The organism is Thalassotalea litorea (assembly GCF_005843925.1).
Classification (GTDB): Bacteria; Pseudomonadota; Gammaproteobacteria; order Enterobacterales; family Alteromonadaceae; genus Thalassotalea_A; species Thalassotalea_A litorea_A.
The window spans coordinates 17,374-30,530 of the sequence record NZ_VCBC01000010.1 but is presented as its reverse complement, the minus strand read 5'-3'; the positions used below and the strand labels follow the sequence as shown (position 1 = coordinate 30,530).

General features: G+C 45.2%; 9 protein-coding genes. 3 read left to right on the top strand and 6 right to left on the bottom strand.

Annotation, left to right across the window (positions count from 1 at the left end; all coding sequences use genetic code 11):
* Positions 1 to 248: 248 nt before the first annotated feature.
* The 3 genes from FE810_RS10770 to ilvG form a co-directional block, all read right to left on the bottom strand.
* Positions 249 to 1,175 (bottom strand): branched-chain amino acid transaminase, encoded by a 927-nt coding sequence (locus FE810_RS10770; RefSeq protein WP_138320067.1) that lies wholly within the window; start codon positions 1,173 to 1,175, stop codon positions 249 to 251.
* Between the two features lie 41 nt (positions 1,176 to 1,216).
* Positions 1,217 to 1,477, bottom strand: a complete 261-nt coding sequence (ilvM, locus tag FE810_RS10765) for an acetolactate synthase 2 small subunit (protein ID WP_138320066.1) — start codon at positions 1,475 to 1,477, stop codon at positions 1,217 to 1,219.
* Positions 1,478 to 1,555: 78 nt separating this feature from the next.
* A complete protein-coding gene (gene ilvG, locus FE810_RS10760; protein WP_138320065.1) occupies positions 1,556 to 3,265 on the bottom strand; it encodes an acetolactate synthase 2 catalytic subunit in 1,710 nt (569 codons plus the stop codon).
* Between the two features lie 500 nt (positions 3,266 to 3,765).
* On the opposite strand from ilvG, the gene FE810_RS10755 reads away from it, so the two are divergent.
* Positions 3,766 to 5,295, top strand: a complete 1,530-nt coding sequence (locus FE810_RS10755; RefSeq protein WP_138320064.1) for a YifB family Mg chelatase-like AAA ATPase — start codon at positions 3,766 to 3,768, stop codon at positions 5,293 to 5,295.
* Between the two features lie 959 nt (positions 5,296 to 6,254).
* Here FE810_RS10755 and ilvY read toward each other — a convergent pair.
* Entirely contained in the window at positions 6,255 to 7,145 is an 891-nt protein-coding gene (gene ilvY, locus FE810_RS10750; RefSeq protein WP_138320063.1) for an HTH-type transcriptional activator IlvY, read from the bottom strand.
* A 182-nt stretch (positions 7,146 to 7,327) separates the two neighbouring features.
* Between ilvY and ilvC the strand changes: the two genes are divergently transcribed.
* Positions 7,328 to 8,803 (top strand): ketol-acid reductoisomerase, encoded by a 1,476-nt coding sequence (gene ilvC / locus FE810_RS10745; protein ID WP_138320062.1) that lies wholly within the window; start codon positions 7,328 to 7,330, stop codon positions 8,801 to 8,803.
* A 139-nt stretch (positions 8,804 to 8,942) separates the two neighbouring features.
* Positions 8,943 to 10,421: a cysteine synthase A gene (gene cysK, locus FE810_RS10740; RefSeq protein WP_138320061.1), complete on the top strand. Its 1,479-nt coding sequence runs from the start codon at positions 8,943 to 8,945 to the stop codon at positions 10,419 to 10,421.
* Between the two features lie 36 nt (positions 10,422 to 10,457).
* Here cysK and FE810_RS10735 read toward each other — a convergent pair whose 3' ends face one another.
* On the bottom strand, positions 10,458 to 11,720 hold the full coding sequence (locus FE810_RS10735) for a glutamate-5-semialdehyde dehydrogenase (protein WP_138320060.1): 1,263 nt from the start codon (positions 11,718 to 11,720) through the stop codon (positions 10,458 to 10,460).
* Between the two features lie 111 nt (positions 11,721 to 11,831).
* Positions 11,832 to 12,944: a glutamate 5-kinase gene (gene proB / locus FE810_RS10730; RefSeq protein ID WP_138320059.1), complete on the bottom strand. Its 1,113-nt coding sequence runs from the start codon at positions 12,942 to 12,944 to the stop codon at positions 11,832 to 11,834.
* Positions 12,945 to 13,157: the final 213 nt, after the last annotated feature.

Sequence of the window (13,157 nt, the reverse complement as noted above, 5' to 3'; positions counted from 1 at the left end):
TCCTTAATAAACCATAATATTTTTATTCGGGGGGACTGTGCAATGGCTGTGAAACCCATTGTCAATGCAGTCCTTAACTGGCGGCTTTGACCGTTGGCTTATCCGTATATAGAACGCTAGAAAAACTATATAAAAATGTATTAATGCCTCGACTGGCGTCTCTGACAGCGCATTGAGCCTGCCAGAGTTGCCAATCTACTTACCATTGTTCGGTAAACGCAATGGTAATTACGATGTCATATCGTCAGTTATTTTACCGGAGCTAACCAGCCCCATTTATCTTCTGTTTCACCCGTAAAGATTCCAAAGAATGCATCCTGGATCTTACGAGTCACTTCGCCGCGACTACCCGTGCCGACTTTAATACCATCGACAGTACTCACCGGCACGATTTCCGTTGCCGTACCACACATAAAGAATTCATCCGCGAGATACAATGCTTCACGCGCAATCAACTCTTCTCGTACTTCCATGCCCATTTGTTTGGCCAAAGTAATAATGGTATCACGAGTCAAACCTGGCAAAATTGAGCAGGTTGAAGGCGGCGTATAAAGGATGCCATTACGGACCAAAAACAGATTTTGACCTGCCCCTTCACTGACGTAGTTATTCACATCTAACGCAATACCTTCGGTATAACCGTGACGTGCGGCTTCATTTGAAATCAGTTGTGATGACAAGTAATTGCCACCTGCTTTTGCTCCGGTAGGCATAGTGTTTGGCGCCAAGCGATTCCATGACGAAACGCCCACATCAACACCGTTTTCCAATGCATCGGCACCTAAGTAAGCTTCCCATGAAAATGCGGCAATCATTAATTCCGCGTTCGCGTCGACCGGTGGGCGAAGTCCCATACCCACGTCACCAAGAAAGGCAAGTGGACGCAAGTAAGCGGAATCGAGATTATTCTGTGCGACCGAATCTTTACAGGCCTGCATGACCTCTTCACGGGTAAATGGAATATTCAAACGATAGATTTTCGCGGAATCAAATAAGCGTTCGACATGTTCTTCCAAACGGAAAATACACGTACCACGATGAGTTTTGTATGCACGGATCCCTTCAAAGACTGAGGTACCGTAGTGCAACCCGTGGCTCATTACATGAACCGTGGCGTTTTCCCAAGGCATTAACTCACCATTAAACCAAATTTGATCAGCGTTAACTTTTGCCATTTCATTATTCCTAAGTATTCATTGAGAAGTCAGTTGTATGCTTAACTGACTTGATATGTCTGCAAGCCCTGATCTTCGACTTTTATTTGCTCGATGTCGATTATTTTTAACAATTGCTTTGTTAAATTTTCCACCGATCTGTCACTTTCTACTGACAGTTGAATGTCGAGCAGGTTTTTTTGTTCTGCGGGCAACATAGATAACCCACATAAACGATAGCCTCGATAACGAGTAACCTGCAGCAATCGTTCGAGAACCACAGGGTGATCAGATGCAGTAATTTTCAAATGATGTAACGTCATATGGAGCACTCCTGGGTTGAATAATCCTGACATTTCCAATGCAGATCCTGGCGTTTCGCAAATTTGATTAACGGTTTGTTATTGACCATTATTACTTGCCTCCAACATCCCATCATTGGCTGTTTCAGGTGGTACTAAGGGCCAGACATTGTCCATTTCATCTATCCGTACCTGTAATAGATAAGGGCCCTGATGCGCGAGCATTTCAGTTAGTGCAGCATTGACCTGCTGCTTGGTTGTGATCAGTTTCGATTTTATTTCAAAAGCACTGGCCAAGGCGACAAAATCCGGGTTGTCGCTCAAGTCGGTTTCGCTATAGCGCTGGTCGAAAAACAGCTCTTGCCATTGCCGCACCATGCCCAATTTTGCGTTGTCGATAAGCACGATTTTTACCGGGATTTGATAACGTTTTAAAGTCGATAATTCCTGAATATTCATCATCAGGGAGCCATCACCACAAACCGCAACAACTGTATCCTTAGGTCTCGATATTTGTGCACCGATTGCCGCCGGCAAGCCAAAACCCATAGTGCCAAGACCGCCACTGGAGAGAAAATTTCTCGGGTATTGCATTGTCATATGTTGGGCTGCCCACATCTGATGCTGCCCCACATCAGTGGTCGTAACGCTGTTCAATGACAAACGGTTGCCAAGCTCAGCCAATACCGCCGGTGCGTATATTCCGTCTCCCGGGTGGTCGTAACGCCATGGAAAATCCGTAAGCAATTGCTGACAACGCTGCTGCCATGCATCAATTTGTAGATGTGGACGCAAGCCACTGACTAATTGTTTAAATACAGGTAGGGATTGTTGTAAATCCGCTACGACGGCAACATCAACGCCACGACGTTTATTCACTTCACAAGCATCGATATCCAGCTGAATCACTTTCGCATTGGGCGCAAATTCCGCCAACTTACCCGTTACCCGGTCATCAAAACGAGCACCTAAAACAATCAATAAATCACATTCCTGTACCGCAAGGTTTGCCGGTTTACTACCATGCATACCTAACATACCCAGGAAGTAATCTGCATCGGGTTCTATTGCCCCGATACCTTTTAATGTCGTCACGCTCGGGATTTTTACCGTTGCCATCAAATCACGTAAATGCTCGACCGCATCTGCCATGCCAACCCCACCGCCCACATAGAAAATTGGTGCACGTGACGCTTCCAGTAACGCCTGAAGCTGTTGTTGAACCGATAATGAGATGACCGGATTTATCGCCGGTTCCTCATCTTGTTTTTGCAGCGATTCCGTCAATAACGCTTGGGCATGATCATCACCCAATGATTGCATTTGCACATCTTTAGGAATATCAATTAATACCGGTCCCGGTCGGCCTTGATAAGCAATTTGAATTGCTTGAGCGATAGCTTTGGGTATTTCACTGGCACATTGCACTTGCTCGCAATGTTTGGTGCAAGCCAGACTTAACCCAAGAATGTCGACTTCCTGGAACGCATCCGAACCCATAGCTTTTTTCGCCACTTGACCGGTGATCGCCAGCATAGGCACTGAATCAGAAAACCCATCAGCAATGGCCGTAATCAAATTAGTCGCGCCGGGCCCCGAAGTTGCCAAACATACGCCAAGCTTGTCACTGGCACGAGAATACCCAACAGCAGCAAAACCGGCACCTTGCTCATGGCGACATAAAAAGTGCTTAATTGGACTGTCATACAAAGCATCGTAAACAGGCATAATGGCACCACCCGGATAACCGAATAGGCTGTCAACGCCGTGTTGTTCCAATGTTTTTAACAGTAATTCTGCACCTGTCATGGGATACCTTTGTTAATTTGCCGCAAGCTTTGTGCCGCAGGTCGTTATTAAGAGCAATGTCATCGCTCACCATTTGTTGCCGCTGAAGTCTCCGGAGAAACCTTAAACAGCCGTTTAATTCTTAACACCTTAATAAAATAAAACCCCCCGGTTCTTTCGAAGCGGGGGGTTGGTGGTGTTAGTGTTTTTCTAACTCAACAACAATCCCGCAATGATTTAATAATCACCACGACGAGTATGTTAATTTGAATTAGAAATAAATTGTTCATCACTAAAATCTACTTGTTGAAACTTATAGTAAACTTACTGTCAAGCCTTTAACTAAGCATTAATTATAGGCGACTTTGAAATTTGTAACGTATTTTTAACACAGGGTTTAACCGCCCACAACCGTTTTCTGCAATAAATCTAAAATAATTACTCTAATTTTTGTTCTAAGGTCAAATTTTCAATTATAACGGGTTGAAAAAAAAGTTTTTTATTTTGAATAAAGGATTTTCATGGCAATCGCAAAGATATACTCTCGAGCGAGGATCGGACTCGATGCTCCTACCGTCATTGTAGAAGTTCATATCGCCAATGGCTTGCCAGCCTTTAATATCGTCGGTTTGCCGGAAACGACGGTAAAGGAATCCAAAGACAGAGTCCGTTCAGCACTGATCAATTGTGGTTATGACTTCCCCGGACGACGGATCACGGTCAATCTCGCGCCCGCAGATTTGCCCAAAGAAGGGGGACGCTTTGATCTGCCGATTGCAATTGGGATCCTATTAGCATCGGAACAACTTCCTGCATTTGCTACCGAGCAGTTGGAGTTTGCCGGAGAACTTTCATTATCCGGAGAGTTAAGGCCAATACTCGGGGAAATATCGATGGCCATGGCCTGCTCTCAGCAAGGCCGGGATCTATTTTTGCCGGAAGGTAATAGTGCTCAAGCCTCTTGGGTTGATGGCGTAAGGATTTTCCCACTCAAACATTTAAAGCAACTATTTCCACACCTGCAACAGATTAATCCCATAACGCCAATGGCAACAACAAAACCCCAAGCCAGCGGTGCCGAACATAAAATCGATTTATCCGACATCATTGGCCAAAACAGTGCCAAACGCGGTTTGGAAATCGCCGCTGCCGGTGGCCATAATCTGTTGTTAATCGGACCTCCAGGAACCGGAAAAACCATGTTGGCGTCAAGGCTGGCAACTCTGCTGCCGGATATGGAACAAACGGAAGCGTTGCAAACCGCAGCAATTCGATCGATTTGTGGGCAACAGATCACCAGTGATAACTGGTTACTCAGACCATTCCGTGCGCCCCATCACAACGCGTCCTCTGCCGCTTTAGTTGGCGGTGGCAGTCACCCTCAGCCTGGAGAAATCACCCTGGCCCACAACGGCATTCTATTTCTCGATGAACTGCCCGAATACGACAGGAAAGTGCTGGATTTGTTGCGAGAACCACTAGAATCAGGGGAAGTTACCATTTCGCGGGTGAAGCAAAAAACCAGCTATCCAGCCAAGTTTCAATTAATCGCGGCAATGAACCCATCCCCTACTGGATTTTATAACGATAAACGCACGACACCGGAACAAGTGATGCGTTATCTGAACCGTTTGTCCGGTCCGTTATTGGAACGAATTGATATGCAACTGGAAGTGCCACTATTGCCAAAAGGCTACTGGCGTCAGGATAAAGCCCAGCAAACTGGAGAATGCAGTGAAACCGTACGCACCAGAGTTATCGCCAGTCGGCAAATTCAGATTCGTCGTCAGGGTAAGGCGAATCATAGATTAACGCCAGCGGAGTTAAATCAATATTGTGGATTGTGTGATGACGATAGAGAGTTCTTTGAATTGGCCGTGGAAAAACTCGGACTTTCGACCCGAGTGCACCACAATCTATTGAAAATCGCACGCACTATTGCTGATTTAGCAAATGCAAAAAGCATCGACAAACACCATCTTACTGAAGCTCTTTCTTATCGAGCGATGGATAGAATTCTGACTTTCTTGGCCAGTAATTTGCAGCGATAAGACAAGCTCACGTTGAATGTTAAGTGATACAGGTCGAAAATGTCGAATTGTATCGTCAGACTTACTATTCTGCTAAATATCTACATCCGGTACACAACGTCCAATATTGAAATAAAGCCCCCACTTCGCGCGTCAGCATTCGATTGAGCGAGTTCGACTCGCTAAATTGGGTTTACATTCGTAATTCCGCTTTGATCCTGCTTGGACACACAGAGCTTGCTCGCCGCTTAGCTGCGCCGAGACCCCAGCACTTCACTTCACTTCACACCGCCATTATTGACATATTACCGAATTAATCATTCAACCAATTGATGTATTACCCCATTAGAACAATTTAACGTCCTTTCAATCCTCTAGAAAGACGCCCTTAATTACACGCCACTAATTAGACACCCATTTTTAATGGTCGATTATTAACCGTGACATGTTGCGATTCAATCGCACTCATATCAAAACACCTACATCAACGTAACAGCGTACAAACGATAATCGAAGACTCTCAATCAGACATTCATAAGGCTCTTAACAAGAAGACTCTTAACAAGACACCCATCGCAACGCAGAAATATTTGGTTGCTCAAAACAGAAGGAGAACAAAAATATGCATTCTCCTATTTCGCAACTGTCAGGCAAAAGTTAAAGAACCATTAACATGGGTGTCTTAATAAGCGATATGTTGGCATCTGGATAAACACTATAAGTCATGTGAGACTCAAAGAATCATTCGATTATTTTATTAAGACACCCACAGCAACGTATCAAGAATTCGTCGTCAACATCCGCAGGAGGATCGATTTTTCGGTTCTCCTGGTAAATCACTATCGATGCAATATTAACAACTAAATTTGTGAAGGGTGTCTTTATAAACATCCAGTTAAGAGATGTTAGTGATGGGTGTCTAAATAAGAGGGTTTAAACCCGAGCGAGGAAGACAAGACACCAATCCGCAGCGTCTTGCTTTAATCTTGGCAACTCAAAAAGGCTTGCAGCAAGGGTTGCTCGACGCGATTGTTTAACCCGCATACGCCAAGGGTGAATTGGGAAATCGGGTGATCTGTAGATAAGGTACGGATCCGGTCTTTCACCGGGCTGTTATCAATGACTACCTGGGGAGCAATGCCAATACCGCAGCCTAATGCCACCATAGATACCAAGGCTTCATGGCCGGAAACCCGGGCGTATATATTGGGTTTAATGGTTAAGTCGTCGCCAGTTTGTTGGCGGAACCAGGTGTCAAAGCGACTTCGGACCGGGCCGTGATCCGCCAAAATTACCGGCAAATTTTGCCAGTCAATTTCCGCTTGATCTAATAACTGCGATACATGGCAATTTATCGTTGGGCCAATAATCGCCACGGGAATGCTGGCCAGCGTATGGAAAAAGCAACTGGCTGGCAGACTCTCTTCTTTGGCGGCAATGGCGAGATCCACGTCTTTGTTTTGGACTTTTTGAAACGCATCGGCGGCATTACCGGTTTCCAGACTGATTTCAACCTGTGGATATTTTTCCCGAAACTTATCTAACATCGCAGGCAAATGAGAATAGGCTGCGGTAACGGAACAATACAGGGATAGTTTGCCACGCAGCTGACCCTGTTGCTGCTGAATGCGCGCTTGCAAATTTTGCCACTCAAGGATTTGTTCCTTGCAATATTGATGGAACACTTCACCTGCCGGCGTTAATGATGCTGTGCGATTATCACGAAACAACAACTGACTTTCCACCTCAGTTTCTAATCGTTGAATCAATCGGCTTAACGTAGACGGGCTCATATGAAACGCACTGGCGGTTTGCGAAAAGTGCAGGTGTTCGGCTAAATGTGCGAATACTTTCAGTGATTTTATATCCATTGTATTTATCGGCTTAACTGAGTTGATGACATAATGACTCGCGCTGCCACAAGTGCATTGCAATATATGCAACACATTATTGCAAATATATCATTTTAAGCAACAAGCTTATTCCTCTATGATTCACAGCAAGTATATTTGTATCCCTTTATAACGTTTTAAGACACAGGAGTAGTCTCACCGTGGCCAATTATTTTAATACCTTAAGTTTGCGTGACAAATTAACGCAATTAGGCAAATGTCGCTTTATGGACCGCGAAGAATTCAGCGATGGCTGTAACGCGATCAAAGGCTGGAAAATCGTCATTGTTGGTTGTGGTGCGCAAGGACTAAACCAAGGTTTGAACATGCGTGATTCGGGGTTGGATATTTCCTATGCGTTACGTGAATCGGCAATTGCCGAAAAACGTCAGTCATGGCAGTGGGCCACAGAAAACGGCTTTACCGTTGGTACCTACGAAGAGTTGATCCCGCAAGCGGATATGGTATTGAACCTAACGCCTGACAAGCAACACACCAATGTAGTGGAATCGGTCATGCCACTTATGAAGCAAGGCGCAACGCTGTCTTATTCACACGGCTTTAATATCGTTGAAGAAGGGATGCAGGTGCGTGATGACATCACGGTTGTAATGGTTGCGCCTAAGTGTCCGGGAACGGAAGTTCGCGAAGAATACAAGCGTGGTTTTGGTGTACCAACACTTATCGCGGTACATCCAGAAAACGACCCTAAAGGTCAAGGTCATGCGGTTGCCAAAGCTTATGCCAGTGCGACCGGTGGTGATCGAGCCGGTGTATTGGAATCGTCATTTATCGCCGAAGTAAAATCCGATTTGATGGGTGAGCAAACCATTCTTTGTGGCATGTTGCAAACTGGCGCCATTCTTGGTCACCAGCAAATGGTTGCCAACGGCATGAACAGTGCTTATGCGGCTAAATTGATCCAGTATGGTTGGGAAACGGTCACCGAAGGCTTAAAGCACGGCGGTATCACCAACATGATGGACAGATTGTCTAACCCGGCCAAAATTCGCGCCTTCGATATGGCCGAAGAATTAAAAGTCACGCTACGTCCATTATTTGAAAAGCATATGGACGATATCATCGAAGGTGAATTTTCAAAAACCATGATGATTGATTGGGCGAACAACGATGACAACCTGTTAACCTGGCGCGAACAAACATCACAAACGTCATTCGAGCAAGCGGCGGAATGTGATGTTGAAATTACCGAACAAGAATTTTATGACAAAGGTATTTTCCTCGTTGCCATGGTAAAAGCAGGTGTTGAACTGGCATTTGAAACCATGGTGGCTGCAGGCATTATCGAAGAGTCTGCCTACTACGAGTCTTTGCATGAAACGCCGTTAATCGCCAACTGTATCGCTCGCAAAAAGTTATACGAGATGAACGTGGTTATTTCCGATACAGCGGAATATGGTAACTACCTGTTCTCTCATGCGGCAGTACCACTATTACAAGATTTCGCTAGCAAGTTATCTTTACAGGAATTAGGTGAAGGTATCGCAAATGAGTCGAATCAAGTAGACAATGTACGCTTAATTGAAGTGAACGAAGCTATCCGCAGCCACAGCGTAGAGCAGGTAGGCAAAACCCTACGTGGCTACATGAAAGATATGAAGAAAATCGCACTTTAATAGGACGAGAGCGTTTTTGGCGCTCTATCATCTGTCGTCTTTTTATTAATAATAGGGGTTAAATCCAATTAGGATTCAACCCCTTTTTTCCGTCTACAATTAATTCCATAAGCTACTAATATCAATTTATGGAAGAACCATGTCCGGTATCTACGACAATATTCTGCAAACCGTTGGCAACACTCCGATTGTTAAGCTCAATAAAATGCCCCCTCCTGGCGTCAATGTTTATGTCAAAGTGGAATCCTTTAATCCTATGGGTTCGGTGAAAGACCGACTGGCCCTGGGGGTTATCGAAGATGCGGAAAATCGTGGTCTGCTCAAGCCTGGACAAACGGTAGTTGAGGCAACGAGTGGCAATACCGGGATTGGTCTTGCGATGGTTTGCGCACAAAAGGGCTATCCACTTGTGGTTACCATGGCAGAAAATTTTAGTGTTGAGCGGCGTAAAATGATGCGTTTTCTTGGCGCCAAAGTGGTGCTGACACCGGCTCATTTAAAGGGCACTGGCATGGTCAATAAAGCCGCCGAACTTGCCAAAAAACATGGTTGGTTTCTGGCGCGACAATTTGAAAACCCCGCGAATGCCGAGATGCATTATCGAACTACTGCAGAAGAGATCCTCAAAGATTTTAATGATATCAATCTTGATTACTGGGTCAGTGGGTTTGGCACCGGCGGTACATTGAATGGCGTATCCCGCAAACTTAAAGAAGCCAACCCTGATACCCGCATTATTGTTTGTGAGCCGGATAACTCACAAATTCTCGCCAGTGGTATCCGCCAGCCAGACAATGAAAGCCATCCAAAATTCCGACCTCATATGATGCAGGGCTGGTCACCGGATTTTATCCCCGATCTCGCCAATCAAGCATTACAAGCAAAGCACATCGATAATTTCATGCCCATTGATGGCGAAGATTCGCTGCGATGTGCCAAAGAACTGGCGCAACAAGAGGGTATTTTTGTCGGTATTTCAGGAGGCGCTACCTTATCAGGAGCTCTGAATCTGGCCAAACTAGTGGCCAAAGGCAGTAACATTCTTTGCATGTTGCCGGATACCGGCGAGCGCTATTTATCGACCCAACTCTTTGCTGATGTCAATGCAGATATGAACGAAGAAGAAGTAGCGATATCTACATCGACCGACAATTATCGCTTCGATAACAAGGGTGGTAGCCCATCTGCTGAAGCGCCTCTGCCGGAAGCAGAGCCTGAAATGGTGAAAGAAATCGACGGCTATATTCACGATTCTGAGCAAAAGGTAGTGATGTTCGCCCTGCAATGGTGTGAGTTTTGCGATTCGGTTCGTAATGCCCTGAAGCACTATGACATAGAGTTTAAGAGTGTCGATCTCGATAGTGTCGCCTTTGCTGAGCAAAATCATGGTGGCAAACTGCGTATCGCTCTGCGTCATAAAACCGGCTGGAATACCTTCCCCCAGATATTCGTTAATGGCGAATTTGTCGGTGGCTGCACCGATATATTCGATAAAGTGAAGGATGGCTCACTGGCACCGATGTTAGATAGGGCCGGGATCTCTTACAACCAGACCATGAGTGGTGATGGTAAAAAAGATCCCTATGACTATCTACCAATCTGGCTTCATGCTCGCTAAAAGTCGAGGCTACTTTCTGTTTGGTATACTGATGTATTAACTGCGTACCTGGCCGTCACCATAGACGATGAATTTCTCGGTGGTAAGTGCTTGCAAACCCATAGGCCCAAACGCATGAAGTTTTGAGGTAGAGATACCGATTTCAGAGCCAAGACCTAACTCACCACCATCAGAGAATCGCGAGGATGCATTTACCATTACCACTGAGGAATTGATTCGACGAATAAATTCCCGGGAGCGTTGATAGTTTTGAGTCACAATGACCTCAGTATGATCGGAGCTGTATTGCTGAATATGGGCAATCGCACTATCAAAATCGGATACCACCCGAACCGCCACTTCCTGAGCCAGATACTCAGCATGGTAATCATCTTCGGTGGCAAGCTCGGCATTATCAAAATACTGAGAACTTTGCTCACAGCTATGAACTTTCACCGCAAATGGCGCCAATGCCTGAGCCGCATTCGGTAAAAACGTAGCGGCAATATCACTATGCACCAATAACGTTTCGATAGCATTGCAGGCACTTGGACGTTGTGTCTTACCATTGACCAGAATTTCAATGGCTTGTCCTAAATCGGCGTCATTATCGATATACAGATGACAAACCCCTTTATAATGCTGAATGACGGGAATTCGTGAGTTGTCGCTGACATAACGGATCAGGGCTTCGCCACCACGAGGAATCACCAGATCAATATACTCATTGAGCGTTAGTAACTCAGTGATAACATTGCGATCAGTATTTGGCACTATGGTGATGATTTCTGTCGGAATGGCAAAATCCTGCAATACTTGGTGCCACAAATTGGAAATCGCCCGGTTACTATGCACGGCCTCCGAGCCGCCCCGCAAAATCACCGCATTGCCTGATTTCAAACAAAGCGCAGCGGCTTCCGCAGTCACATTTGGACGCGCTTCATAAATCATCGCAATCACACCCAATGGAATACGCATCTTGCCAACTTCAATACCATTGGGACGCTTTTTCAAACCACTAACACTGCCAACGGGATCGGCTAGTGCAACGATTTCTTCGATAGCGCCAGCAATACCTTCAATACGAGCATCGGTCAATAACAACCTGTCTAGCATGGCATCAGTGAGACCTTTGCTCTTGCCTGCATCAATATCTTTACTGTTCTCACCAATAAGCATGGATTTTTCCGCACGGACTTTCGCTGCCATAGCCATTAAGATGTTATTTTTTTGAGTTGTGGTTAACTGCGCCACAACTGGGCTTGCCTGGCGTGCCTTTTTGGCAAGGCTGGCGATATCAAATTGGGATACGTCACTCATAATGTTTCTTCATGGACCATTAAATTAGATTGAAAGTTACATTGTTCGTTAAATTGATCGTTACATTCATAATGAATTTGCAGAGTCATTTGCTTATTGATTCGGATTCATTCAAGCTTTTTTGCTCAGCACAAAATCATCTCGATGAATCACTTCTTGACTGGGACAATACCCCAGAATGTCCTCAATATGCTGACTGCCTTTGCCTTGAATTCGCGCTAAGTCCGCACTGGAATATTGGCAAATGCCTTTACCAATCACTTTTGGTAACGCACCATCCAGGTAAATAATGTCAATGGCCGCACCCTTGGCAAAATCGCCGGTCAATCCTTTCACACCGATAGGCAATAATGACGCACCGCTTTGTTGTAGCGCATTCACTGCGCCTTTATCGACATGGACTGCGCCAGCACTTTTTAAGGTATTTTTCAGCCACTGTTTTTTTGCCGTCAGGTTGTTGCCTTTGGCAATAAAATGGGTGCCAGGGTTTTCATTTTTTAACAGCTGTTCAAACCCATAAGGCATAGTGCCATTTACAATATAGGTATCAATGCCTTGTTGGCACGCTTTGTCCGCAGCCTGGATCTTGGTCGCCATGCCTCCCGTGGCTAAGTGATTACTCGTACCACCCGCCAAGTCATAAATTTCCTGGGTAATTTCATCGATTACAGGTATTAGTTTGGCATCACCAAATTTTCTCGGATCTTTATCAAAAACGCCATCGACATCGCTTAAAATTAGCAAAGCATCGGCATCAACCACCATGGCAACCAATGCCGCCAGATTGTCGTTATCGCCCACTTTCAATTCCTGAGTTGCCACAGTATCGTTTTCATTAATAATCGGTAAGGCTCGGTTTTCCAGTAACACCCGCACGGTATTTTTAATATTGAGATAGCGCTTGCGATCTTTTAAGTCACCATGAGTGATTAAAAGTTGTGAGCAGGAAAAATCGAAAAAGCGTTGCCAGTTCGCCATCATTTGCATTTGGCCAACGGCTGCCATCGCCTGTTTTGCGGCGATGGAAGGGTTATTCGAACCATGGGCGATATGACTTCGACCAGCAGCAACACTGCCAGAGGAGACTAAAATCACTTCGATTTCACGTTGATGACAGGCACTAATAAATCCGGCAATCGCCAGAACATGTTTTCCTGAACAGCCTTGCCCGTCTGGGGATACCAGTGCGCTGCCTACTTTTACTACGATACGTTTGTACTGCATTACTTTGCCACCCAGGTTTAATTGCTTCACACCAGTTAGTCATTTGAAGAGAGTCCTCGCTGGGGCGATAAATATCTGTGCGAGTAGAAAATTCCAACCAAATCAGCATAAAAAAAACACTGCTGTTAAGCAAGTGTAAATTACGGTAAATCCCTTGTTTTTACTGGCTTTTCAGAATACAAAACAAAACTGGACTCAAAAAAAATCAGATCT

Excerpts from the sequence above, each read along its gene's own strand:
- FE810_RS10770 (WP_138320067.1), bottom strand. The coding sequence starts at position 1,175 with ATGGCAAAAGTTAACGCTGATCAAATTTGGTTTAATGGTGAGTTAATG.
- ilvM (WP_138320066.1), bottom strand. The coding sequence starts at position 1,477 with ATGACGTTACATCATTTGAAAATTACTGCATCTGATCACCCTGTGGTT.
- ilvG (WP_138320065.1), bottom strand. The coding sequence starts at position 3,265 with ATGACAGGTGCAGAATTACTGTTAAAAACATTGGAACAACACGGCGTT.
- FE810_RS10755 (WP_138320064.1), top strand. The coding sequence starts at position 3,766 with ATGGCAATCGCAAAGATATACTCTCGAGCGAGGATCGGACTCGATGCT.
- ilvY (WP_138320063.1), bottom strand. The coding sequence starts at position 7,145 with ATGGATATAAAATCACTGAAAGTATTCGCACATTTAGCCGAACACCTG.
- cysK (WP_138320061.1), top strand. The coding sequence starts at position 8,943 with ATGTCCGGTATCTACGACAATATTCTGCAAACCGTTGGCAACACTCCG.
- FE810_RS10735 (WP_138320060.1), bottom strand. The coding sequence starts at position 11,720 with ATGAGTGACGTATCCCAATTTGATATCGCCAGCCTTGCCAAAAAGGCA.
- proB (WP_138320059.1), bottom strand. The coding sequence starts at position 12,944 with ATGCAGTACAAACGTATCGTAGTAAAAGTAGGCAGCGCACTGGTATCC.